Genomic DNA, 24,263 nt, shown 5'->3' on the forward strand with positions numbered 1-24,263 from the left:
ACATGTATAAATACTGCTGTATAATGCAGACAAAGGGCGAAGCCTATTAAATCAGCTCCGCCCATATCGTTAATTCTTATGGTCTTATATCAGTTTCTTGAGTTTACACAAACTTTGAAACGCTCTCAATTGCAAGTCATTTTTTAGTATACAGGTTGTTTAATTGCAAATAAATGTATCACGTATTATTTCATCTTTACAGGCATCAATGTTAATCATTTCCTGTATCCAACGCATTTAATTTGATACTTTAAGCTCTTCAGTTATATTTCTCTTCTTTTTGAAATCAAGTAATAATTTATCATATAAATCATAGGCATGCTTATCAACGTCTAAGAGATATTCTGTCAATTCTCTATTCGTTAGTAATTTAAAATATAATCCATAATCATGCTCCTTCAAATAACGTTATTTCATTCTGCCATATTTTGATATTTCAACTAGATTAGGAAATTCATAATCCCCTATTATAGTATATTCTATTTTCATGCTATTTCTTCTTAGCAGTTTCTTCGATGATCTAGTTGTCTAAAATCTATGTTCTGTATTATAACGGAGCGTTCTTCAATACCATCACATGATTTGTTTTCTTTACGCAACATTCTAATTCGCGGCGTATGACTTTTTGCTTCTAGTTTTAGATTATTCCTTTCATCGTTATTTTTACATCTTCTTATTTTATAGTAGCAATGCTGTCGTTTATTCATAAGAGTGCTTTGTTGTTCTAGTAAAGACGCTTGATATTGATGCAACTGCTCTAGTGTTTCAATATTATTTTTGCATAATATAATAGTTTGATTAGACATCTCATCAAGATTTCGTATCGCTTGACGCAACTCCATAGAATAATGAGGTTTTGTATTACTGCTTTTCGGATGATACCTAACTTATATTAATAATGCAAATATAATCTTTGTAAGCCAGTAAGGGAGTTACTCTTGTACTTTTGATAATACAATTTGTATATTAACCCCTTTTGTATCATATATCGTTTTTTTCTCTGATGGGTGCATTTCGTTTTTCAGTAACCTCTTCTTTATTACATCACTATGGTAATCTGCACCAAGTGAAGATAAACGTATGAACTTCTTATGCTGTGGATGTCGCAATGATACGTTGTTATTGGTTATCTTAATATCATAGCCCTCAAATTCCAACTGTTGAAAAGTTGGGTGACCGTCAAACTTGTTCTTATAATTTCATCAATATCGGTTTTAATTTTCTCTCGTAATGATTGCTCATTACGAAACTGCCCTCTACTCTTTGTATTCCGTGTTTTTTCATCTATGACCGTCAAATTATATTGGCGACATAATTCATTTGATGTATGCATCATCATATAGCGATCATGTTTTGTATTACAATATCGTTTTCCATCCATACATGCAGTTGCATTTACAAGAAAGTGGTTATGTATGTTCTCTGTATTTAAGTGTGTAGATACAATTACTTCAAAACGATTACCCCATATTTCATTTGCTAGTTTGACACCTATTTCATGCGCTAGTTCAGGAGTAACTTCTCCCTCCATAAATGATTGATATCCGTGATAACATAAAATATCTTTTTCATCATGAAATAATGTCTTTGTATTTACCATAGAAGTATACGGGTCATTTTGCATACAATTGATACAGGATACAAATTGTTGTTCCATAGTCTTTTCTTCATTGGTAGTGTAATCAATTACAGACTTCATGAGCGTTGTTTTATCTTTATTGGATACATACTTCACTAAATGATCTAAACGTGTCTTAACTGCCCATATGGAAGTTGTAGCCATTTATATACTACTATAACGAATTATCTACTAATATAATAAATGCATCAAGATTGTTAAGAGTTTCCTCTAATTGTGATTTATCGATTGGTCTAATATAAGAAAGTTTTACTAATTGAGTTAAACTCTTTTATTAGCGAATAATAATCGATAGGTGGTGGAACTCTTGAGTGTGTTTCAGAAAGCACCAGTCGGAGAAATCTCCTAAATAATTCTGAATATTTTTTTAGTTCTTTTTCTACAGAATTATCATATAACCTCTTTATTTCTGAAAATTTATATTCAAATATTATTAAATGATTATTAATAACATAGAGCATAATCCGATCTTTAATATATGTATGAGATATTATTTCGTTGAAATTTGCTATTACTTTATAAAATTCGTCTATTCCATCATTTTCTAAAGTGTAAACCCTTTGTTTTTATCAAATGTCGAGATAGAGTCGATATGTAAATATTTTTTTATATCTTCTCTTATAATCAATTTTATCGTTCCTTTTTATTACCTTTATAACTAATAAAACTACAAACACTAAAATCATACCTTAATATTTAGTCATCTCAATTCCTATTATCACACATTCAATTTTGATAAATAAACTTTTCTATAACAATTCGAAATCACTTATCACTGTTTAACAAATAATTTTTTCTATGTATTACTTAAAAACAAAGAGATATCTTCTAAAAATGGTTGCATTCGCCAATAACTAAGTTTAGCATTACTAATCTCAACTTCAATTTGACTTTTTGCTTCTGCCTCAATATGTGCAAGATTACGTAATTTATATATATACTTTATTTCCTCTGCATAATCTACTTTAATAAAGCCTATACGGACGCCGCAATCAACCTTATCACTAAATGCTATACTATTTCTATTAGTCTTTTCATCCCGATAGACGCAAGTATAAATTTTTTCATTTTGGAACTCCATATTCACTAATTTTCCTAGAGCGCTAACTGGCTTATACGCTTTATGCGTTCCAAGTGCAACTACTTCTGAATCATCTTTAAATTTATTCCAGAGTAAATATGTAATAACCGCTTCATAAATAGAGGCATATTGTATTATTTGAAACTTAACAAAAGGATGTAACTCATTACCGCTGACATAAAGAGCTTCCATAAGTTTAGCCATGTATCTTGCTGAATAAAATGCTCTGCCAAGACGATCTTTCAGTTCATTATCATTGTCTATAAAATCAAATTTTTTTATGTGCCACTCTAAATCCCCAGGTAAATCCTTAGTGCAATAATTTTGAACAGATTCTCTTACTTCTTTCTCTAATGGCATTTTATATTCCTCCTTAAATAGTAATAATCTTAATTTTTTTCCTTTTATAAATTGCTAATATTATTAACCCATTATAACATTCTTAAATAAACAATTATAGATAAAACTCAGTAAAGAAATAATTGAACTTTTCTAATTCCAGTTAATTTATGTTAAATGAAACAAAGAAATTTATGCAATAACAATGCAGTAAGTACAAAAAAGAACTTTAAATATAATTTCATACATATAATTTTCCATTATTTATATCAATAGTAAGGGCTGACAATAGTTTTAACAATAAAATATAGTTATTTACTAAAAAACAGGAAAAATAAAAAGATGGCATTCAACCATAAAGATTGCTTGCCATCAGAATTTATATTATATCAATTTACAACTATTCCCACTCAATCGTTCCGCACGGTTTCGGTGTCAAATCATAGCACACACGATTCACATTCGCAACTTCCTTCAAAATACGATCCGTAATCCTATGCAGCACCGGCCAGTCAATATCCTCAATCGACGCCGTCATTGCATCAATCGTATTCACCGCACGCAGAATTACCGGATACTCAAAGCTTCTCGCGTTATTCTTCACACCGACAGACTTGAAATCCGGAACGATGGTGAAATACTGCCAAACCTTCTGATCCAGACCTGCTGCCGCAAACTCTTCGCGTAAAATCGCATCCGACTCACGCACCGCCTCCAGGCGATCCTTCGTAATAGCTCCAAGACAACGCACACCCAGACCAGGTCCTGGGAACGGCTGACGGAACACCATATCATGAGGCAATCCCAGCTCCAGCCCACACGCACGCACTTCATCCTTAAACAGCTGACGCAATGGCTCTACCAGCTCAAACGCCAGATCATCCGGCAATCCACCGACATTGTGATGCGATTTTACTACCTTTGCCGTCTTGGTGCCGCTCTCCACGATATCCGGATAGATGGTCCCCTGTGCCAGAAAATCTATACCCTCCAGCTTACGAGCCTCTTCCTCAAACACACGGATAAACTCCGCACCGATAATCTTACGCTTCTGCTCCGGCTCTGCCACATCCTTCAGCTTTCCAAGAAACCGTTCACTTGCATCCACATAAATCAGATTCGCATCCATCTGATTCTTAAATACTTCAATTACGCTTTCCGACTCCCCTTTGCGCATCAGCCCATGATTGACATGTACACAATACAGCTGCTTGCCGATTGCCTTTAACAGCAATGCTGCCACTACAGAGCTGTCCACGCCGCCGGACAATGCCAGCAGCACCTTGCGGTCCTTCACCTGCTCGCGAATCAGCTCCACCTGATCCGCCACAAAATTCTTCATATTCCAGTTTGCCTCTGCCTTGCAGACAGTGAAAACAAACGTTTTTAACACTTCCTCTGTCGGCCATTCCTCCAGCTTCTGCTCACATAATGCCGGTGCATGGTCAATCGCAATTACCGGATATCCAGCTTCATAAACTTCCGGCAAGACATCGATATCCTTACCATCGACAAAGCGGTGTTCCCCACCGTTTAAGATGATACCCTTTACATTCGGCAGCTTCTGCAGCTCCGCTTTTGTGATATCATGCGGATAAATCTCGCTGTATACACCCAATGCACGAATTTCTCTGGCAAGTGTTGTATTCTCACTGCTGCCTAGATCCAGAATAACAATCATATCTTGTTTCATACGCTAATCTCCTCTACTCTTTTTGTCCAAATCAAGTGTACCATATTTCATTGTCCAGTAACATAAAAAAATGGAAAATATTAGCCAAAAGCCGCACAAAATTGCACGCAGAAAGAAAACTCCGCAATTTTTACAAACTGCGGTGTCTTTTTCAGCACACAGCTTCCTGTGAAGCGGATGGCTGCTGTACTACTGTACTGGACAGTACCTTATCCTTCTTGCGAATGCGTATAAATAGCAGAACCGCCACACCGGCAGCGATGCTTTCTGCAATCAGGAAGGAATACCATATACCATCCAGACCAAACCAGGCCGCAAACAGCCAGGATAACGGCAGGGTGATACAAAGCTGTCGAAGCAGGAAAACAATCAGGGATTGCAAGCCAAGCCCCATCGCCTGAAATAATGTTGGCAGAATAAACCCAAGGGCTGCCGGAAGGAAGCTGATACTGATGATACGCAAGGCCGGAACACCGATACGCAGCATATCCTCACTGGCATGAAACAGCATCAGCAGCTGTGTTGGAAACAGCAGGAAAATCGCACAGCCGCAAACCATGATAGCGAGCGTCACCATGATGGCATACTTCAATGTCTGCAAGAGACGTTCATGACTGCCTGCTCCATAATTGTAGCCCATGATTGGCATCGCCCCCTGCGTCAGCCCGCTCGCCGGCATGAATACAAAGGTCTGCAGCTTATAATAAATACCATATACGGAAACAGCCGTATTGGAGAACTGAATCAAAATGGAATTTAAACCAATCACAAGAACACTGCCCAGTGCATTCATGCAGGCATTGGGAATCCCCACTGAAAGAATGCGGCGAATGGTATCCCAGGAGAAATGAAACTGCTTCAAATCCAGCTTCACATCGAATTTTCTTGTCAGGAATATAAACAGCGATAGCGACATAGCGAAAATTTGTCCGATTACCGTTGCGATTGCCGCTCCCTTTACCCCCATTGCCGGAAAGCCCAACAGCCCGAAAATCATGATAGGGTCCAGGATAATATTTGTGATTGCTCCTGCCGCCTGTATCGCCATAGGGAAAATCATTTTCCCCATCGATTGGAATACCTTCTCAATTAAAATATGGAAGAAACAGCCAAAGCACAGAAATACACAGACATACGTATACATGCAGGCATCATCCAGTATTGCCGCAGAATCTGTAAACATCTCAAAAAACGGGCGAATCGTAAAGCTGCCGATTGCGACAAACAGCAGATATCCGATCAGCGACAGCAGCAGACCATGCGCCACCGCACTGTTCGCTTCCTTCTGATTTTGCTCACCAAGCTTTCTTGCTATATAGGAATTCACCCCAACACCGATTCCCACGGAACAGGCTACAATCAGTGTCTGTATCGGAAAAGCCAAGGAAACAGCCGTAAGTGCATCTTCTCCAATCTGAGCCACAAACATACTGTCTACAATGTTGTACAGCGACTGTATCAGCATGGACAGCATCGGAGGAAAAGCCATTGACATCAGCAATGGTAAAACAGGCTTATAACCCATTTTGTTTTGTTCAATTGTTTGCATGACAAACCTCCTCTTCTCACAAAAAACCTCCATTCATCTATTTTGGAAACATGAAAATAGAAAAAATGGAGGTTATTCAAACCTATTTGGTTGTTGTCATCATTCTAATATAAAAATCGTGATTTGGCAATACCCTATGCATCAATTTCATGAATATATGCCACATCATGAAACAGTTCCAGCAGCCTGGCAGCCTGATACGTATCCGGCAGAACAACGATCAAATCCACCTGATAACAGCTATGCTCCTGTGTCAGACTCACATTCAGTATCTCAATCTGCATGCGCTTCAAGCGTTCCTGCAAATCCTGCAAAGCCTCCTTATTCTGGTCAATGACAAAGGACAGCTCCTCCTTATACGACTCCCGCAGCCAGCGGTGATTCCGGTGAAGGATGATCTGCACAAATACAATCAGCACTGCTGTAAGAATCCCAAGCACATACAGGCCGCTGCCAATCGCCATACCGATTGCACTTGTTGCCCATATGCCTGCCGCCGTCGTCAGTCCACTGATCGTATTTTTACGCATAAACATAAAATAAATTTCTAATTATCTTTTCATAAGTTCTTATAACACCGATATATCCCTATTTTACAGGCTTTATCGGTGTTTTCTTTTTGGCAGATACTTCTTATAACCACTCATAAATCTGCATATCTTGTCTTTTTATCGTAGTAAATTTCGTAGTAAATTACTAGGCTATCAGACTTCGCATTTCCATGTTTGCTCCTGTCTGTGAAGCATGGGCGTACAGGTTCAGCGTTATCATTATGCTGGAATGTCCCATAATGTATTGCAGGTTCTTTGGGTTCATGTTTTTCTGTGCTAATCGTGTACAAAACGTATGTCTTAATATATGCGGGGTTATCTTCGGTAAGGGTTCATCATGGTACTTATTGTATTTCTTTACTATATTTCTCAATGTAGAAGTATAGTAACAAGCTGTCATAGGCATACCTTTCTGATTAAGAAACAGGAAATTGCGGTAACCGTCAATTACAATCCCTTTTCCAGTTTTTTTGCGTTTCAACACTCTTTGAAATGCTTTTCCTGCTTCTTCGCTCATAGGAACTTTTCGTATGCCACACTTTGTTTTTGGCGTTTCTATATAATATCCCTCTTGATTGCGTAATAACTGGTGGTTGATATTGAGTGTATGATTTTCAAAATCTAAGTCCTGTACAGTAAGTCCACACAATTCAGATATTCGTAAGCCTGTTTTTAACAGTATCAGCACATCATCATAATATTTCTGATACACCGTATCATACTGGAGAAAGGACAGCAGTTTTTCTTCCTGTTCCTCACTCAATGCCTGTCTGCTTTCGCTGTCATCATCAATAACCTCGCTTAACTGAAAATCAAAAGGGTTCTTCCTTACATAATCGTCCTCGATTGCCATATAGAAAGAAGCCTTTAAGGAACGCTTATAGTTACTAATGGTTTTGAAGCCGTAGCCCTTTTCTTTCATTCTGACCGCCCATTCTTTTGCGTCTGACGGTTTAATGCTGTCTATGCTTCGTGAACCCAGCTTGTCCTGTTTCAATGCGTCCATGAGATATTTTCGCCCTGCTAGTGTATTCTTCTTGACATTGATTCTCTGTGCCGTCTTTTTGGCATATAGTTCACACAATGTCATTTTCTTTCCTTTGGTGTCTATTCCGTCCTCTAAATCACGCTGTATCTCCCGTTCCTTTTCCCTAAGAGATAAATCATCACGCTTTCCTTTCGGTACTCTGTCCGTAGCCACCAGTTTCCATGAATACACAACCTTTGTTTCGCCTGCACGATTAACATATTTATACATATATCTGCCGTCTGCCCTTTGGCTCTCTCCAGTCCTTAAAATGCGACCTTTGTTATCCCGTCTTTTTTCTGACATCTTTCAAAACTCCTTTCAAAACTGAAAGAGCCTTGTTACGACATATAAGTATCATATCATGCACAAAGCTCTTTTGCATTAGATTTCTTCCAATTTATCAATCATATGTTCAAATTTCTTTTTCTTAATCAGCATACGGTTTCCGTTCATCACAACACACTCGTCTTTATATTCACTTGCAATACGGCGGAGTTTGTTCTCTCCGATACGGAAATAACTGGACGCTTCCTCAATCGTCATAAGGTAGCGTTCCCATAATGGTGTATTTAAATCATACATAAAACTGCACCTCCTTTCTTTTTTGATTTTTAAACAGTCTGACGGCTTTTATCATAGCCCACAGGAGTTCCACCTCTGCATAGTTCTTATGTAGCCGTACCCATTGCGTGCGACGCTCTGAACGCTCAAGCTGTGGCTGTACGGGAGTATCATTATCAGACAGGACAGGTCATGGCGATAAAAGAGGATAAATCTTTTACATGGACGCTGACAGTTTCCGCTCGCTTTAAAGGGAAAAGGTCATGGCGTATCAGCTCCAACGGCTCGCTGTCTGTCTAATGTATCAGACTGCTTTATTCAGTTGTCAAAGAACACGAAAGAAGAAAATCATCTCTCCTATATACCGCGTTGGAAAAGAGAGGAAATGTAACCAAAATTCAAACATTTTTTCTTTTTTCACTACTATCTGTATAGCAAACGTCCATTTGTTAAGCTGGTGATGAAAAAAGATTATTTTTCTTTTCACACCCTAACTACCCAAACCATACTGTTACTGCCAACAATAGAATGAAATATTTTCTTCACTCCATATCAGGACAGAATAGCGTTATTTGTATCACATTTCTTAAACTTTTTTCTTTCTACGCCATATAGGGAACGGAAACCTTAAATTGTTAAGTTGAGGATAAAATAATTTTCTCTTTCCGCATCAACACTCAACAGCTAATGCCTGTTTGAATACAAATCAAGAAATAAAGTGTGATTTCCTCTTTCTGCATAATACTGTCCGCTTAACTCGATTTTCCGACATTTTTTTCAAAACTTTTTTCGTCTTTCACTTCATATAGGGACAGCAAGCCAAAATTTAATGACCTATTTTCAAAAAAAGTTTAGATTTCCTCAACTTCACTCCATATAAGGAATAGAAACCTTGTTTTGTTGCAGATTTTTCAAAATAATTTCAATTTCTTTTTAATCTTCGTGTCTGTACACCGAGTAAAAATTTTATGACCCCATTTCAAAAATAGTTAGATTTCCTTTTCTCGCACCATATCTGTACGCAAGTAGCTGTTTTGTTGCAGATTTCTGTAAAAAATTTGTTTTTCTTCTTTTAATAAACATAGGGAATGAAAAAAGCTCTTTGTTGACTAAATCTGAAAATTTCCATTGCATTAAAAAATACCGTTATTCTTTCTTTTAAATAACGGTATCTCTATTTATAACTCATTAAAACAGATTAAACTAAATGGCTAAAAAACAAAAAGTAGGAGGAAGTATGTGTCACAACTTTGTTTTGGTTTATCTTTCAAACATATCATTCTATGTTTATTCCCGCACGACAAATATTCCGTTTTCTGATGTATCCCACATAAAGTTTTCCCTGTTTACAGTTTGTTCAGTCGCAATTTCAATTTTGGATAGTCCTATATCTGAGGGAACATCATCAGCTTTATAGACCATATAAAAATTCAAATAATATTCATTTTTAGAAGTTGATATATGATACATTCCGTCTAATTCAATTCGTTTATTTCCATTATTATTTTCACTAGATGATGCACAATCACCAGAATATTCTTGTATATCTCCATCAATAAATTCGAAGAAAGAAGAAATTTGTTTATTTATATCCTCTATGTCTTTTTTACTGTTTTGTGAAAACAATTTTTCAAATTCTTTTACATTGCCTTCATTGTATAAATCTATAATTTGTTTCATCATATTATCTGATATTTCTTGTTCCGATTTAAACCAATTAGACATATACTCATTTCTATTTGAGCCAACATTCGTACACCCACAGAAACTTAACATCAATATCATACAAAAAATAAATATTATTTGTTTCATATTATTTATACCTCATTTAATACTTAAATATTTTATATCTATATAACCTATATTTACATTGTAGCATTTAGCTTTAAACTTGTCTTTAACTTTCTCCATAAAATAAATTATTGCTTTTCTAAAACATCGTCATTCTCTTGTGGAATAGCGGTATCTATTCGTTCTTCTATGGTTGATTTTTCTAATTGTAATAAGTGTTTATGCTTGTCTTTAAGTTCTGCCTGTTCAATCATATCTTTTAGTATCGTTGTATGATTTTCTCTGTCTAATGCCTGTACCATTTTTATGGTTGGTGCAACCTGTCTTTGTAACCAATGCAACGCTTTTTGTAAAGTATAAGGTTCTGGCTTTGTAGTTAAGCGTATCGGTTCTCTGTTTTCCCCTACAAACCATGCCCAATCATCATTTGTTTTCCATTGATTTTTTGGCTTGTCGTCCTCTCTGTCAACAAAGCGGACATAATGATTGATGATAGAAAAAGCAGTGCGTTCAGCGTCCCGATAAGTCAGTAAATCTACAACCGCATAATAGGCTCGTTCATTCTTCATGCGTATTTCAAAGCGGTTCTTAATCTCCGTATCTTCAACTTCTATGCTATTCTTGACATACTGCTCATAATTTTTCTGATAAGCACACATATATAATTCACTGCTTGTTGAACCGAGATATAAGGTTTCTCCTGTATTCTTTGGTAAATCGCTACCACATTTTTCCGTACCGCTGTAATCTTTCTGCATACGAAAGTAGGAGATACATTCGCCAGCCTTGTATTTTTCCTTTAACTTTGGAATATCCAATATTCCTGCTTTATCATTGATTGCCAAGTCAAGCCGTTTCATCTTACCACCTGCCGTTAAACAATCAAGCATGAAGTCATACCATGAGCGTTCCTGTGCCAATAGATAACTTTCCATTTGACGACAGCCTCTGCCTTTCAGTTCCAATAAAACACCTAAATGCTCTTGCATGGAACACATGACATTGATGTCGCCTAAAACATATTTGCTTTCATATCCGTATTTTCCATAATCTTCATAAAGCATATAATCGGGTTTTAGTTGTAATACATCACGGATAATCGCCAATGCGTCCGTAGTAGGAAAGCGAACACGGAAGTAATCAATCAACAGGAATAGTGGTTCTTGTGGATTGAAACGCTCAATCTGTTTTTCTATGACTCCTTTTAATTCGTCATTCAATGGCTGTTTCCCTTTTTCAATGCGGTTGTAATATTCACGGCTGATACCACAAGCAACAGCAAGCCTTGTTTGTGTTACTCCGTATTCCTCACGCTTTTGTCTTAATTCTTCAATAAAGTTTTTATCATTCATTCTTTAATTCCTCCAATCAAAAAAGGCAACTACCATTTACTGATAATTGCCTATCATTAAAAATCCGTATAGAAAAAGCAGTCAATCCTAAGACTAACTGCTCTGATTGCTATGAAGTGCTTGTATTTTCTTTACCACTTCTTGCCTATAATTTTCAATATCCAAAACTCTTTTTTTACCTGCTGTTAAATACATAATCGGTAAATCAATTTTTTCAAAATCATTCAACAATAATAACGGTTCTTCAAAAATGCAAAACGGTTGTCCTATTTGACAACTAGTGCTTTCTTGATAAATTCTAAAATCCTCAAATAAAAATTCATTTTGAGGAAGTGTAATATTTTTAACTTCTTCTCTATACAAGTATCTTGCAAAGTTATACAATCCAAATGCAAAAAAGGAAATTTTTCTTGTAAATGGATTTTCTCCATAATCTTTTGATTTTCTATGTGCTTTACAGAGATTAGCCAATTCCAATGAGAATTTTTCCCAATTTTTTTCTATTAGTGCAAGGAAACCGTTTATCACAGCTTTTTCTTCTGCTGTATGTTTATTTTGAAGAAATTCTTTACTTTCATCAATCACATATTGTTTCCACATAGGTTCTTGATAATACAGATACATCACTAAATTTGTGATACTGCATGCAGACTTTAACCCATTCTTACTAAGTCCGTTTTCTTTTGGAAATATTTTTTCAATGTCACGAAAGCGGTTTGCACAGAATATATGTGGTAAAATATTCCAAGCGTGAATGGAATGGTCGCAACCGCTGTTTGTTATTGTGAGTTGTCCCCATGTTACTGCCGAATTGAACGCATTATTTAAATAGCTCATATCCTTTTCTTGTAATGCTAAGTAACTTCCTAAATAAACAATCTTTTTTCCGAAATTTTCATGCAATAATTTCAGCCATATAATAATCTGTTCTTCTGGCTTTTTACTTTGACAGTATTTCGTATACTTCTTTAATCGCTCATCAATATATGCGTTCATGTTGGCATATCCAAACATTTTATCCACATTTTGTAAATATAGTTTGATAAGTTCCTTTTTTTCCATAGAGTACCTCGTTTCACTTATAAAATTTTGCTATTTGCTACATAAATGCTTTCAATCCCATTAGAATAAGTATAATAGCAATATATACACCCCACTTATCCCAATTATAAGTGTCATAATAAAATTGAAAACAATACAAACTTTCTTCTGATTTAAAGAAAAATGTTCAAATTTTTCAAGGTTGTATTGACGAATATAACTTTTAGTAATTATGGAATAAATTGAATAACCAATAGCAATGATACTTGAAATAATAGCAATAATATCAGTCATTTTACAATCCATATCTTCCCTCCTAAAAAGTTTGCATATCATTACCACAAAAATTAAAATATTATAATGTTTAAATTTATTGTTTTTCTTTTGTGAAATAGATACTTTTTATATCACATCTTATAAAATGCGGTTTTGCCTTGTAAATACAGCGTTTTCCGCCTGTTAGTGTATAGTGTCTTTTGTTTTTTGTGCCCCCCTTGTTAGATAACGGGGGCTTAATCTTCGCTCGCCACAGGCTCGCTCACAGACGAAGTAAACCAGCCACTTGCAAGACATGGCAGAAAAATCTGAAAGATTTTCCTGCCACCGTGTCTGGATCACTCCGTCTGCCTAACTAATAATATAGTATTATGTAAAAATGTCATTTTATTTAGGTACATCTACCGAATAGCTTAAACAGTCACCTCTTTTGTTACTTTGTAAGTCATTGTAATACCATAGATACATGACTCTGTCATATACATTGATTTCAATTACACCGTCCGGTTTTTGTCCTTCTACTTCCAATGAATAGATTTCTTTATCATGTGCATAGCCGTAAACAAAACGCTTGCTTGGATAATCGGGGTTTAAGTCTTGTTGGAAATCACTTAATTTCAAAGAAGAGTGAATAAGCTCTGTAATATCATCTAACAAAATTCTATCTCGTTTCGTTGTAACCGGTGTAGCATTTATAAATGCGTATTGTGTATGCCCATTCTGTATCTGCTTTTTACAACGAGCCATTACTAAGCCTTGAATATCATCGTTATCATTTCCAGCCCGATAGAAAATCGTATCATATTTTTTGCCTTGCCATATATGCAAGGTTTCATCAACATGATTAAGAAAATCAGCAGGAACCGAAAGTTCCTCATTTTCAGCATTCAAAGTGGAAAGTTGAATAGCTTCTTCAATCGTGTCATAATATACAAGCTTGGCATTATTTTTATCATAATCATTTATCGTAAATTCCACGTATTCATTATCTTTATTTTCTTCTTCCGGAACATAAGTATAACGACCATTTTCAATATGGTCATCATATTCAACATCAACAAATAACCCAATCCCTATCAGAGCTACAAAAATCAAAGAAATCGCTCCAATTATGATTAACATTATTTTCAAAAATTTTTTCATGGCATACACTTCCTTAATCACTTCAAGTTTATCTATTATTATTTATCATATTATATCATTAGAAAATTGAGTAGTCATCACTTTTCTAGTATCTGTCAGAATATTTTTTATTCCATAAATTATCAAGAGTGTAAACATTGCTACGCAACAAGCTCTTGACAATTCATGTCCTAAAAAATGATTAATAATCAAGCAGAAAAAGAATAGTTATACTGTATTACAGCAACAAAAAAGACATCTCATATTCTGTATGAAATGCCAATTTTGCCTTTATTTATGCTGTTTTCTCTGTCGTATCAAGGTTCTTTCATTCGTAGTAAATTAGTGGTAAAATTCTTTTATTTTTTGTTTCATATTGCTTAAAATCCCTGTGTTTATGCGGATAATTCGATTTTTACTCTTTTTTATGAATAAAAATCATACCGGCCCCAAGAAAGCCGACTCCGGTCACAATCTGTGCCGCAATACGGGAGGGATCCAGTGCGATCCCCTTATCTCCCAGAATATCAGAGAAACCATACTTGGATACGATCATGATCAAAGCAGCACCACTGGCAACGATCAGGTGCGTACGAATGCCAGCCTCCTTATTGCGGCTTTTCCGTTCATAGCCGATAATACCTCCACAGATTCCCGCAAGCAGGATCCGAACAAGAAATTCCATCTGTGTTTCCAGCTGCATGATATTCATCATATTACCATCTTCTTTCTTCTGTATCCCTTCTTTATATTATACAACACCTTCTGATAATCGTATATGCTGACGGAAGAAAAACGGCAAATGAAAGGCTTTATCAACGTCGATCCTTTGATACCTCTCCGGTATACAAAAAACCATATCCCGAACCGATGATGTCCCACTCCTTCTGCCCGCAGGAGCGTCGCAATACCCATGGATACGCTGTATATTCCGCATTGGGCTCCAGTGTATGATCCTTGGTATGGAATGCATTGAACACCGTAATAAAATCCGTATAAACAACGATCACCTCATCGGACTTCTGTTTCCTGAAGCTGTCCGCAAACTGCCTGTATGCTGATTCATCATAGCTGAGCTTTGTCATTTTACAATCCAGCAGCTCCTGAGGAAATGTCTGCTCCACCAGTGTCATAGCATGTTCAACATCCTCCCTTTCATAGATATCAGAATGTATCTCTCCCCGTTTGCATGCGACATTCCTCCATGAATTGGAAAAGAAGTACGGTACAAAGAAAGCGAGGATACCGCAAATGAAGATAATTACAATGCCAATTTTCTTTTTCATAAGTTAGCCCCCTTCCGACTGTAGCCGTTTACACCCCCAGTATATCATCCACACGGTATACAGAATCTTAAGAAATCTTATGCTGACCTTACAATCTTCTTACGGCGCAGCTTTCGGTTCTCGTGATTCCTTTTCTTTCGCAGCTTCCAGTAGTGCATGCAGCAGGCGCACAGCCTCCTCCATATCCTCCATTTTGATTGCCGCAAATGAAAGAACAAGCTCTCCCTGTGCATTTCTCTGCAGCATCATACTATGCTTTCTGGCTTCCTGAATAACCGATTCCAGCGAGAGCACATACGGAAATCGCAGAATAAACTGCAATGCAGCCTCCTCCAGCAATATATCCGCTTGTGGAAACCACTGTTCCAGCAATGTGCGCATATGACTGCTCTTGTGTTCATAGTGCCTGCGCAGCCGCCGTACATGTCGCTCCAGATGCCCGTCCGCAATATATCTTGCCAAAGCCAGCTGTTCGATTTTGCTGGAGGTTGGCGAATAGCTGTTTGCACGCTGGTCATAGCGGTATTGCAAAGCCTGCGGAATCACCATATAGCTGATTCGCAGAGACGGCAACAGAATTTTTGAAAAGGATCCGATGTAAACGACATGACCCCCGGTATCAAAGCCCTGCATGGCAGGCGTCATACGCGTATGATAGCACAGCTCCCCGTTATGGTCATCCTCAATGATCATGGCGTTTCTTTCTGCCGCCCAGGCAAGCAGCTCCTTGCGTTTTTTCTTATTCAAAGGCTGATGATTGTATCCCGCAGACGCACTGTTTACATACAGCAGATTGACATCACTTGCCGTTAGCTCCTGCATGCAGATACCGTCTGCTTCTCTGCGCAGCCTGCGCACAGGAAATGCGTAATCGGAAAAGACGGTTTCTGCCTGTGGAAACCCACTCTCCTCCAATCCGATCACGACGGGTTTATCCAGCAGTCCGCATAGCACATACAGCAGTGATTGAAAGCTTGATCCAATGAGAAGCTGATCGCTTGTACACAATACACCACGCACAGTATAGGCATATTTCTGTAGTGCCATGCGAAGCCGCAGTTCTCCTCTTGCCTCTCCGTATGTCGCTATTTCATAATGACCGTCCAGGACCTCCTTGAGATACTTCTTCCACAAAGCCAGATCAAAAGAGCTGACATCCATTGTCTGCGAGCGGAAATCATAGCGGATTTTTTCATCCTGCAGTGCTGTCCCCTGCTCTGTTACCGCCTTGCGCAGCTGAACGTTCTCCGGCTCGACATCCACAAAAAAACCCTTCTGCGGAATTGACAGGATATAGCCCTCCTCCAGCAGCTTTTCATAGGCGCGCTCAATGCTCGTCTTGGATACCTTCATCAGCACCTCACATTTCCGTATGCTAGGCAGCTGATCGCCTTTTACCAGATAGCCGCAGAGAATATCCGCGCGCAGCTTTTCATAAATTTGCAGGTACAATGCCTTCCCTGTGGTTCGTTCAAAATTTATCGTTTTCAATTTCATTGTTATCACCATCTTCAGTATAGCATACTGTACCTTAAATTTATCATAAATCTGTATATTTTTAAATGAACAGAAAGCTGATAGAATAACGGCAGAAACGAAGGGAGTAGCACATATGAAAGCAATGGATGTAAAAGATATCGTAACAGCCGCACTAGGAATTGCTCTTGTATTTCTGGCGACGTGGCTGTTCAAGGTGCCAAACGGCATACAGGGATATTTCAATCTGGGCGACGGTTTTCTCCTGCTGTTCGCCTCTGTACTGAATCCCTTTCTCGCCTTTATGGTTGGCGGTGTCGGCAGTGCGCTGGCTGATCTTAGCGGCGGGTATGGCATGTATGCAATATTCACCCTGCTTATCAAAGGAATGGAGGCTGTTCTCGCTTCCTGGCTTGTCTGCAGGGGACGTTCCTCATTTCGCTATGTTGCCTATATACTGGGTGGATTGCTGATGATTGGCGGATATTTTCTTGCGGATGCCTATATCAATCAAAGCTGGCAGCTTTCACTGACCGGTATTCCGGGTAATCTGATACAGGCTGCAGCAGGCTATGTCATTGCACTGGCAGCCTATCCTCTTTTGCAAAAAAGGATGCACAGGCATCCGGATATGCATCATGGGGCCGTCTAATACAGACGGTTCTTTTTTCTATCTGCCAGGTGACAGGTAAGCGTATGCCGTTGTATACATACCAGAGATACTAGCAGGGAACATCCCTCTGCCAGCACAATCGCCAGCCATACCCCTTTGCTCCCCAGCCAGACTGGAAGAAGCAGCAGAAACAGCAGATAAAAGCCAAAGGTTCTGGAAAATGAGATCAGGGCGGACAATCTGCCCTGTGACAATGCAGTAAACATTGCCGAAGAGAAGATATTGAAGCCGCTGAACAGCAAGCTAAAGGCAAATATGACAAAGCCCTGCAGGGCAATCGCATATACGTCGGTGTTGATGTCGGTAAATAGGGCAACAAGAGGTCTTTGAAACAGGATGGTTGTGAAGAAGATGATTAGGGAGCTAATCACTACGATTTTTATGCATTTACGTAAAAGCTGCAATAAACGCGTTGTATCCTTCCTCCCATATTGATAGCTGATCAATGGCGCAGCCCCCATGGAAAAGCCGATGTACAGACTGGTGAGCAGAAACTGCGTAAAAACAATAATTGTTCCTGCGGCAACGCCAGCCTCTTGATGAAGCCGAAATAGAATCGTGTTTAAAAGCAGTGTTGTAAGTGCAGCCGCCAGCTGACTCACCATCTCACTGGAGCCGTTTAGACAGCTTTCCTTCAGCATTTCAATATCCCAAACCGGTCGTGAAAAATACAGCTCCTTTTGCTTCCTTTGCAGGAAAAACAGCGTTCCGTATACCGCCGGCACCATATAGCCGATTCCGGTTGCCAGGGCACTGCCTTCAATTCCCATAGGAAAGCCAGCCATAAAGACGACATCCAAAACAACATTGACTCCCCCGGCACAAATTGCCAGCACCATGCCCAGCAGCGGACGTCCCGCTGCTACCAGCATGCTTTGATACAATACCTGCAGCATACAGAAGGGAGTAAAAAGAAGAAGCATGGACAGATATCCTCTTGCATAGGGCAATATTCGTCCCTTGGCATGCAACAGCTGCAGCAGCTCATCAAGGAACAGCGAAGCTGCAAGAGCAAGGACACAGCCGATTCCAATCGTACAGACACAAAGCAGAGCGGCATTTTGCCGAACCTTTTCCAAAAGACCTGCCCCCATATCGCGGCACAGCACAGCAACGCCTCCGCTTGCCAGCATCGAGGATAAACCAATGATCAGATTGATCATGGGACAGACGATATTGATTGCGGAAAGTGCATCTGTATTCACCAGACGCGAGACAAACAGGGTATCTGTTATCGTGTAAATTCCCATCGCCAGCATCATAACGATGGAAGGTGCCACAAAGCGAAGCAGCTGCGGCAGCGTACGAGTCGCACCCAGTGTATTCTCACGCATCCTGTGTTCTCCTGTAATACAGCCGCTGTAGCGGATAACCAAACTCCACCAGCTCTTCTCCGCATACAAAACCGGCTTCCAGCAAAAGTCTGCGATATCCGGTATCGGCTCTATCGGTAGAGCGGAAGCAGGTAATCGCCAAATCGGTATGTGCGGCACAGGTACATAGCATCCATTCCACCAGCTGTTCCATGACATCCGGACTGCGCAGCTGCGGATGAATGGCCAGTACATCGATTTGTCCGCTTTGCAGCTGTAGCTGAATCGCCGCAAACACCGTCTTGTCAAAGGAAACCAGAAATGCTTCCTTCTGCTTCATACAGTCCAGCAGCTGCTGTTCATATGCTGCCTCCTCAAGGAAGGGAAAAAAATCCACCGCCTGTCGCATCAGCTTCATCCAAGTGTCCAAATCCTTTGGAGTTGCGTGTTGCACCTGCAGCTCACGCATTGCAGACTCTGTACGATTCAGCTCGTGCAGCTGCAGGGGATGCTGAAGCGCATAATAACGCTGCTCCTTGCGAAACTGTGTACAGGTCATCTTGTATAGCTGTTTAAATGCCTTGGAAAAGGCCTGTGAGCTTTCATAGCCATAGGATACGGCAATTTCCAGCACAGATGCATCTGTTTCACACAGACATCGTGCCGCTTCACTTATTCTTCTTCGCTTCACATAATCGTGCATCCGCATACCGCACAGCTGGGTAAAGCTGCGATGCACATAATAGGGCGAATACTGCATATGCTGCGCTACTGTCTGCAGGGAAACCGGTTCCTGCAAATGCTCCTCCAGATAAGAAAGCGTCCTTATGACAAGCTCCTGTTTTTCATTCATGGCATTACCTCCTAACTTTCTGGAAAAGTATAGCAGGTTTCCTGTACTCCTGCGTCATCAATCTTGCCCTGTCAGCTCCATGCCCTTTTTCTTATACTTCCATGAAAGCAGTACAGAAAAATACGCAGGCAGCCGCATTGGTTGAGCCGTATTACGTCAATGGAGTGCTTCTAGTGAATAAAAAGCATGCACTGCCACAGAATTACAGAGGAATGGATCAAATCGATCATCATGAAAAGCAAAGCGCCAAAGCGCCCCTTTTCTTATGCAGCTTTTAAATGATAGCCGAAAGCGAGTAAGATTGTAGCAGACAATGCAGTCCACTATATTCAGAAGCCGAGGACTAATGCATATTCTGATTCGCAGCTGATGCTATTTGCATGTGTTGGCGTTGCGGTACAGAAAAACAGTTCGATGCGTGAACATTCACAATACCGACAGTCTGCAAATCTGATTTGCTGCTATTTGCATATGCTTGCGCTGCTGTGCAGAAAACAGTCCGGCTCGTGATCATTCACAATGCCGACAGCCTGCAGATAGGAATAGATAATCACACTTCCGACAAACCGCATACCGCGTTTGTACAGATCTGCGCTGATTTCATCGGAAAGCGCGGTGTGTGTTGGCAGCTCCTTCTGTGTTCGATACATCACCCTTCCCTCGCTGAAGCCCCATAAATAGGCGGAAAAGCTACCGTATTCCTTTTGTATTTGCTGAAAGACAGCAGCATTTTTCACAGCAGCCTTGATCTTCAGACGATTTCGGATAATACCGGGGTTCTGCAAGAGCTCCTTCTGTTTTTCCTCGCTATAGCCTGCGACCCTTGCGACATCAAAGCCATCAAAGGCTTCCCGAAATGCCTCCCGCTTTTTCAAAATCGTAAGCCATGACAGTCCAGCCTGAAACGATTCCAGAAGCAGCATCTCAAACAGCTTATGGTCGTCATGCACCTCTCTTCCCCACTCCTCATCATGATAGCGAACATAAATTTCAGGCACGTTTTCTGCCCAGAAACAGCGTTTTTTCTCCATCTTTTCATCCTCATTTCCTTTGCTTTATTATACCAGAGGCAGCCGGTATATGACCAGCATTCCTCATCAATTCCTTCTGTAAGCAAATGGGAAGCTGTAAAGCAGTCACTGCATCCAGCCCCTCGTGAAATCCGTAAGCGCTCAGTGCCTCCTGCATACGGATTCTTACGGCATTTAGATATCTGCCAAGTGCTTTGCCAGATGCATTCAGCCTGATGGCATGCTCCCTTTGCAAAAGCAGTCCCTTTGCTTCCAGACGTTTGATTGCACGGCAGACACTGGCCCGGGAATATCCAAGATAGACAGCGATATCAATCTGACGTACCACCCTCTGTTCCTGCTCCAGTATATCGATGACCTGCAGATATTTCTGCTGTGAGGCTGTCAGCATCATTTCACACCCCATGCAATTAAGCTGCGCTCATTGACTCTTTGCACATGTACATCATGCAGCTGCTTCTGCAGCAGCATACGAATCTCCTTTTCACTGTACATATGTACATCCCCCTCCCTTTGAAAACGGAAATACAGATTCATGATTCTTCGAGATACTGCCCCCTGTGTACAATCACCAATTACAAAAAAGCCGCCATATCGCAATACCCTCCCCACTTCCTGCAATACCCTGCAGGGATCAGAATAATGATGAAAGGAATCGTTGCAGTATACCAGATCAAAGCTCGCATCGGGAAAAGGCAGCTTTGCCGCATCACCCAACAGCAGCTTTGCTCGCCCCTTCATCACCTGCTTTCCCATACGCAGCATGTTTTTACTCAGATCAATTCCCGTAAACCGGCGCCCGCTATCCTCATCATACAGCTGCTTCATCAGCGCACAGGTACCACATCCCAGATCCAATACATCCCGCACAGGAAGCTGTATCATCATCTCCAGCATGAACGGATACAGCTCCCTTGCATGTTTTCCGCTGCAGGCGGTATCATAGGTATCTGCCTGTTTATCAAATGCAATTCGTGATTGTTCTGTTTTATTCATAGTAGCTCCTCCTTTAATGAACGATGTTCATTCATTTCTCAAAAAGCAATCCCTGATCAAATGGTGTTATCAGGGATACATTCCTGTTTCAGCAGCAGATCGATATACACACGCAGCTGGTGGAGCAGCTGTGGATCCGGTGAGCGCATGGATGCATGGATACCGATCTGTCCATAGGTCAGAAAGCTGAGCAGCAATTCCTCATGCCGCACCTTCAGATGATGCTTTTTTACATACCGGTGCAGCTCCTGCTGCAGGTGTGGCTGCATGTACTTGCACAGCTTCACTGCCAGCTCTTCATGAAAGCCGATATTCTCCGGTCGATGGAAGAAGTCGTGATAGCGCATCTGCTGCTCCTCCTCTTCCAGCATGTGAAATAGCAGATCAAGCTTTTCCTTCAAATCCTTGGTTTCATCATGGAGTGTGACCAGATAGACAGCACATATCTCCTCTACGTACTGCTGCATCGCCTCTTGAAAAAGCTTCTGCTTGCTATCATAATAGCGATAGCAAAGGCCCAGTGAAATATCGAGATGACGTGCGATATCACGCATGGATGTCTGCTCATAGCCATTTTCAGCAAACAGCCCCATCGCTGCATCCAGTATTTCCCGTTTTCTTTCTGCAGGGTCCTTCACAACCCTCGTCCGTATTTTGTGTCCCATAGCATCACCTTCATGTAAAGTATACCAGGTTTTCCGCAGCAGTCAATGAACAATGTTCATTCTTTTTTAGCTTTCTGTTAGCACTGCTAACAAGGAAACGGTATACAACTGCTGTTTAAGCAAAGCAATTTGTCTGATCCTGCTGATTATGCAAGGTAGGTCAGCGCAAGAAAAGCAGAGAACCTGTATTCCCTGCCTTGCTTGATAAATGCTACCATCTTATCTATATAAGCTGTACACGAATCTTTCTTGCCTTCGCGCGTATCCCGCTTCATAAATTTTCCTGCAATATGATGAGATGAACGTGTTATTTGCGTTAGAAGGTGCCATAGGAAATGATAATTATTTAGAATAATGACTTTTCGTAAATGGAAGGCTACCAGAAAACAGTTCGCAAACCTGCCGCTTACCTCGAAATTCGCTCTCCTGCCTCCTTGTGTTTTTAATGAATGTACACAATGTCCTCCAACCTGTACCGGTATGCGAATAATCACATGGATGCATGGCAGGTACCCTATGGTTCAACAGCATTCGTATCTATCACATGGGCATACCAGGAAAAGGATTTCTTTCTTTTGCGTACAAAGCTGCCGCTACCATCATCCTGTCGGTCAACGTAGATAAACCCATAGCGTTTTTTCATTTCTCCACTGGAGGCACTTACCTGATCGATTGGACTCCATGCAAGGTAGCCAAGCAGCTCGATTCCATCCTCACATACCGCCTGCTGCATCGCCTTGATATGATCGTGCAGATAAGCAATCCGCTCATCATCACAAATGCTTCCGTCCTCTTCTATTTCATCCGCCATTCCCAAGCCATTCTCAACAATGAACAGCGGCTTCTGATAGCGTTCATATATATCATTCATAGTAATGCGCAGTCCAAGTGGATCAATCGGCCATCCCCAGTCACTGCATGTCAGATATGGATTTTTTACGGAAGCAAACAGATTTCCCTTGTTTTGCTTTTTCGCCTCCTGCTGTGATGAAACACAACGGCTATTGTAATAGGAAAAGGAAATAAAATCTACGGTATTCTTCAAAATCTCCACATCATCCTCTTCCATCTGCAATACGATTTGTTTTTCTTTCAGCAGCTGCTGGAAATAGGAAGGATAGGCACCCCGCACCTGAACATCACAGAACAGATAGCTTTTGCGATCCTCCCTACGTGCCTGCCACACATCCTGCGGATGACAGCTGTAAGGATATACACTGCCGGCAGCGAACATGCAGCCAACCTGGTTTTCCGCATCAATTTCATGTGCCAGCTTTGTTGCGAGTGCACTTGCGATCAATTCATGATGTGCAGCCTGATAGGTGACCTGCTCCTTTTTTTCTCCCGCTTCAAAGCAGATACCCGCACCGAGAAAGGGCGCGTGCAGAATCATGTTAATTTCATTAAACGGCAGCCAGCAGCGAACACGTCCCTTATAGTGCAGGAACAGGGTTTTGCACAAACGTAGATAATGCGCAATCATAGCGCGGCTTCTCCAGCCACCCAGCGTTTCAATCAGATGCATAGGGCAGTCAAAGTGTGCAATCGTTATCATTACCTCGATTCCATACCGCTCACATTCTGTAATCACATCGTCATAGAACTGCAGACCTGCAGCGTTTGGCTTCGGCTCATCTCCCTTTGGAAAGATACGTGTCCAGGAAATGCTCAAGCGAAGCATTTTAAAGCCCATTTCCGCAAAGAGAGCGATGTCCTCCTTATAATGATGGTAGAAATCCACTCCCTCATGAGATGGATATATCTCATCAGGAAAGCAGCTCATCCTTTTTTCTCTTCCAGTGATAACCGCACTGCGTCGATCACCGCGCGGACACACATCCACATTGGACAGCCCTCTTCCCCCTGTCTGCCAGGCCCCCTCACACTGATTCGCAGCAAGTGCTCCTCCCCATAAAAAATTTTCAGGAAATTTCATATTCGCGAG

Annotated in this window: 22 protein-coding genes; 1 reads left to right on the plus strand and 21 read right to left on the minus strand. The window is 40.3% G+C overall.

What is annotated here, in order from left to right:
* Positions 1-1,126: 1,126 nt before the first annotated feature.
* From NE665_RS04380 to NE665_RS04445, 14 genes are all read right to left on the minus strand, one after another.
* Entirely contained in the window at positions 1,127-1,783 is a 657-nt protein-coding gene (locus NE665_RS04380; protein WP_256302464.1) for a relaxase/mobilization nuclease domain-containing protein, read from the minus strand.
* Positions 1,784-2,435: 652 nt separating this feature from the next.
* Positions 2,436-3,080, minus strand: a complete 645-nt coding sequence (locus tag NE665_RS04385; RefSeq protein WP_117442287.1) for a hypothetical protein — start codon at positions 3,078-3,080, stop codon at positions 2,436-2,438.
* Between the two features lie 379 nt (positions 3,081-3,459).
* Positions 3,460-4,752, minus strand: a complete 1,293-nt coding sequence (gene guaA, locus NE665_RS04390) for a glutamine-hydrolyzing GMP synthase (RefSeq protein ID WP_117442288.1) — start codon at positions 4,750-4,752, stop codon at positions 3,460-3,462.
* Positions 4,753-4,903: 151 nt separating this feature from the next.
* Positions 4,904-6,301, minus strand: coding sequence for an MATE family efflux transporter (locus tag NE665_RS04395; protein ID WP_117442289.1), 1,398 nt, complete (start codon positions 6,299-6,301; stop codon positions 4,904-4,906).
* Positions 6,302-6,435: 134 nt separating this feature from the next.
* The gene (locus tag NE665_RS04400) at positions 6,436-6,837 is read right to left on the minus strand and encodes an MgtC/SapB family protein (protein ID WP_233104535.1); all 402 of its coding nucleotides are present in this window, start codon (positions 6,835-6,837) and stop codon (positions 6,436-6,438) included.
* A 160-nt stretch (positions 6,838-6,997) separates the two neighbouring features.
* Entirely contained in the window at positions 6,998-8,185 is a 1,188-nt protein-coding gene (locus NE665_RS04405; RefSeq protein WP_117865373.1) for a site-specific integrase, read from the minus strand.
* A 78-nt stretch (positions 8,186-8,263) separates the two neighbouring features.
* Positions 8,264-8,464 carry an excisionase gene (locus NE665_RS04410; protein ID WP_055065933.1) on the minus strand — a complete coding sequence of 67 codons (201 nt, stop codon included), beginning with the start codon at positions 8,462-8,464 and terminating at the stop codon, positions 8,264-8,266.
* A 1,266-nt stretch (positions 8,465-9,730) separates the two neighbouring features.
* Positions 9,731-10,255: a DUF5104 domain-containing protein gene (locus tag NE665_RS04415; protein ID WP_055065934.1), complete on the minus strand. Its 525-nt coding sequence runs from the start codon at positions 10,253-10,255 to the stop codon at positions 9,731-9,733.
* Between the two features lie 107 nt (positions 10,256-10,362).
* On the minus strand, positions 10,363-11,586 hold the full coding sequence (locus NE665_RS04420) for an XRE family transcriptional regulator (RefSeq protein WP_117459757.1): 1,224 nt from the start codon (positions 11,584-11,586) through the stop codon (positions 10,363-10,365).
* Positions 11,587-11,679: 93 nt separating this feature from the next.
* Complete coding sequence (locus NE665_RS04425; protein WP_055065838.1) at positions 11,680-12,648, minus strand: hypothetical protein; 969 nt, start codon at positions 12,646-12,648, stop codon at positions 11,680-11,682.
* Positions 12,649-13,290: 642 nt separating this feature from the next.
* A complete protein-coding gene (locus NE665_RS04430; protein WP_040015611.1) occupies positions 13,291-14,046 on the minus strand; it encodes a hypothetical protein in 756 nt (251 codons plus the stop codon).
* Positions 14,047-14,440: 394 nt separating this feature from the next.
* Positions 14,441-14,740: an MgtC/SapB family protein gene (locus tag NE665_RS04435; RefSeq protein ID WP_233104533.1), complete on the minus strand. Its 300-nt coding sequence runs from the start codon at positions 14,738-14,740 to the stop codon at positions 14,441-14,443.
* Positions 14,741-14,840: 100 nt separating this feature from the next.
* Positions 14,841-15,311 carry a hypothetical protein gene (locus NE665_RS04440; RefSeq protein ID WP_117442291.1) on the minus strand — a complete coding sequence of 157 codons (471 nt, stop codon included), beginning with the start codon at positions 15,309-15,311 and terminating at the stop codon, positions 14,841-14,843.
* A gap of 99 nt (positions 15,312-15,410) precedes the next feature.
* Complete coding sequence (locus NE665_RS04445) at positions 15,411-16,808, minus strand: PLP-dependent aminotransferase family protein (protein ID WP_117442292.1); 1,398 nt, start codon at positions 16,806-16,808, stop codon at positions 15,411-15,413.
* A gap of 115 nt (positions 16,809-16,923) precedes the next feature.
* Between NE665_RS04445 and NE665_RS04450 the strand changes: the two genes are divergently transcribed.
* A complete protein-coding gene (locus NE665_RS04450; protein ID WP_117442293.1) occupies positions 16,924-17,439 on the plus strand; it encodes an ECF transporter S component in 516 nt (171 codons plus the stop codon).
* On the opposite strand, the gene NE665_RS04455 is transcribed toward NE665_RS04450, so the two are convergent.
* The 7 genes from NE665_RS04455 to NE665_RS04485 all read right to left on the minus strand — a co-directional run bounded on the left by NE665_RS04455 (position 17,436) and on the right by NE665_RS04485 (position 24,254).
* A complete protein-coding gene (locus NE665_RS04455; RefSeq protein ID WP_117442294.1) occupies positions 17,436-18,794 on the minus strand; it encodes an MATE family efflux transporter in 1,359 nt (452 codons plus the stop codon). The two genes, NE665_RS04450 and NE665_RS04455, sit on opposite strands and share 4 nt — an antisense overlap.
* On the minus strand, positions 18,787-19,626 hold the full coding sequence (locus NE665_RS04460; protein ID WP_117442295.1) for an AraC family transcriptional regulator: 840 nt from the start codon (positions 19,624-19,626) through the stop codon (positions 18,787-18,789). The genes NE665_RS04455 and NE665_RS04460 overlap by 8 nt, the downstream gene beginning before the upstream one ends.
* Positions 19,627-20,087: 461 nt before the next feature.
* On the minus strand, positions 20,088-20,657 hold the full coding sequence (locus NE665_RS04465; protein WP_117442296.1) for a DNA-3-methyladenine glycosylase I: 570 nt from the start codon (positions 20,655-20,657) through the stop codon (positions 20,088-20,090).
* A gap of 10 nt (positions 20,658-20,667) precedes the next feature.
* A complete protein-coding gene (locus tag NE665_RS04470; RefSeq protein ID WP_117442297.1) occupies positions 20,668-21,051 on the minus strand; it encodes a MarR family transcriptional regulator in 384 nt (127 codons plus the stop codon).
* Positions 21,048-21,653, minus strand: coding sequence for a class I SAM-dependent methyltransferase (locus tag NE665_RS04475; protein ID WP_117442298.1), 606 nt, complete (start codon positions 21,651-21,653; stop codon positions 21,048-21,050). Before NE665_RS04475 ends, NE665_RS04470 begins: the two co-directional genes overlap by 4 nt.
* Positions 21,654-21,709: 56 nt before the next feature.
* Positions 21,710-22,318: a TetR/AcrR family transcriptional regulator gene (locus NE665_RS04480; protein WP_117442299.1), complete on the minus strand. Its 609-nt coding sequence runs from the start codon at positions 22,316-22,318 to the stop codon at positions 21,710-21,712.
* A 514-nt stretch (positions 22,319-22,832) separates the two neighbouring features.
* The gene (locus NE665_RS04485) at positions 22,833-24,254 is read right to left on the minus strand and encodes a 6-phospho-beta-glucosidase (RefSeq protein WP_117442300.1); all 1,422 of its coding nucleotides are present in this window, start codon (positions 24,252-24,254) and stop codon (positions 22,833-22,835) included.
* Positions 24,255-24,263 lie beyond the last annotated feature (9 nt).

The sequence above is a fragment of the Clostridium sp. DFI.1.208 genome, from assembly GCF_024463855.1.
Taxonomy (GTDB): domain Bacteria; phylum Bacillota_I; class Bacilli_A; order Erysipelotrichales; family Erysipelotrichaceae; genus Clostridium_AQ.

Bases quoted from the DNA above. Each gene is read 5' to 3' on its own strand.
- NE665_RS04425 (WP_055065838.1), bottom strand. From the start codon at position 12,648: ATGGAAAAAAAGGAACTTATCAAACTATATTTACAAAATGTGGATAAA.
- NE665_RS04385 (WP_117442287.1), bottom strand. From the start codon at position 3,080: ATGCCATTAGAGAAAGAAGTAAGAGAATCTGTTCAAAATTATTGCACT.
- NE665_RS04415 (WP_055065934.1), bottom strand. From the start codon at position 10,255: ATGAAACAAATAATATTTATTTTTTGTATGATATTGATGTTAAGTTTC.
- NE665_RS04455 (WP_117442294.1), bottom strand. From the start codon at position 18,794: ATGCGTGAGAATACACTGGGTGCGACTCGTACGCTGCCGCAGCTGCTT.
- guaA (WP_117442288.1), bottom strand. From the start codon at position 4,752: ATGAAACAAGATATGATTGTTATTCTGGATCTAGGCAGCAGTGAGAAT.
- NE665_RS04435 (WP_233104533.1), bottom strand. From the start codon at position 14,740: ATGATGAATATCATGCAGCTGGAAACACAGATGGAATTTCTTGTTCGG.
- NE665_RS04445 (WP_117442292.1), bottom strand. From the start codon at position 16,808: ATGAAATTGAAAACGATAAATTTTGAACGAACCACAGGGAAGGCATTG.
- NE665_RS04420 (WP_117459757.1), bottom strand. From the start codon at position 11,586: ATGAATGATAAAAACTTTATTGAAGAATTAAGACAAAAGCGTGAGGAA.
- NE665_RS04380 (WP_256302464.1), bottom strand. From the start codon at position 1,783: ATGGCTACAACTTCCATATGGGCAGTTAAGACACGTTTAGATCATTTA.
- NE665_RS04410 (WP_055065933.1), bottom strand. From the start codon at position 8,464: ATGTATGATTTAAATACACCATTATGGGAACGCTACCTTATGACGATT.
- NE665_RS04465 (WP_117442296.1), bottom strand. From the start codon at position 20,657: ATGGAGAAAAAACGCTGTTTCTGGGCAGAAAACGTGCCTGAAATTTAT.
- NE665_RS04430 (WP_040015611.1), bottom strand. From the start codon at position 14,046: ATGAAAAAATTTTTGAAAATAATGTTAATCATAATTGGAGCGATTTCT.
- NE665_RS04475 (WP_117442298.1), bottom strand. From the start codon at position 21,653: ATGAATAAAACAGAACAATCACGAATTGCATTTGATAAACAGGCAGAT.
- NE665_RS04400 (WP_233104535.1), bottom strand. From the start codon at position 6,837: ATGTTTATGCGTAAAAATACGATCAGTGGACTGACGACGGCGGCAGGC.
- NE665_RS04440 (WP_117442291.1), bottom strand. From the start codon at position 15,311: ATGAAAAAGAAAATTGGCATTGTAATTATCTTCATTTGCGGTATCCTC.
- NE665_RS04395 (WP_117442289.1), bottom strand. From the start codon at position 6,301: ATGCAAACAATTGAACAAAACAAAATGGGTTATAAGCCTGTTTTACCA.
- NE665_RS04405 (WP_117865373.1), bottom strand. From the start codon at position 8,185: ATGTCAGAAAAAAGACGGGATAACAAAGGTCGCATTTTAAGGACTGGA.
- NE665_RS04470 (WP_117442297.1), bottom strand. From the start codon at position 21,051: ATGATGCTGACAGCCTCACAGCAGAAATATCTGCAGGTCATCGATATA.
- NE665_RS04485 (WP_117442300.1), bottom strand. From the start codon at position 24,254: ATGAAATTTCCTGAAAATTTTTTATGGGGAGGAGCACTTGCTGCGAAT.
- NE665_RS04460 (WP_117442295.1), bottom strand. From the start codon at position 19,626: ATGAATGAAAAACAGGAGCTTGTCATAAGGACGCTTTCTTATCTGGAG.
- NE665_RS04450 (WP_117442293.1), top strand. From the start codon at position 16,924: ATGAAAGCAATGGATGTAAAAGATATCGTAACAGCCGCACTAGGAATT.
- NE665_RS04480 (WP_117442299.1), bottom strand. From the start codon at position 22,318: ATGGGACACAAAATACGGACGAGGGTTGTGAAGGACCCTGCAGAAAGA.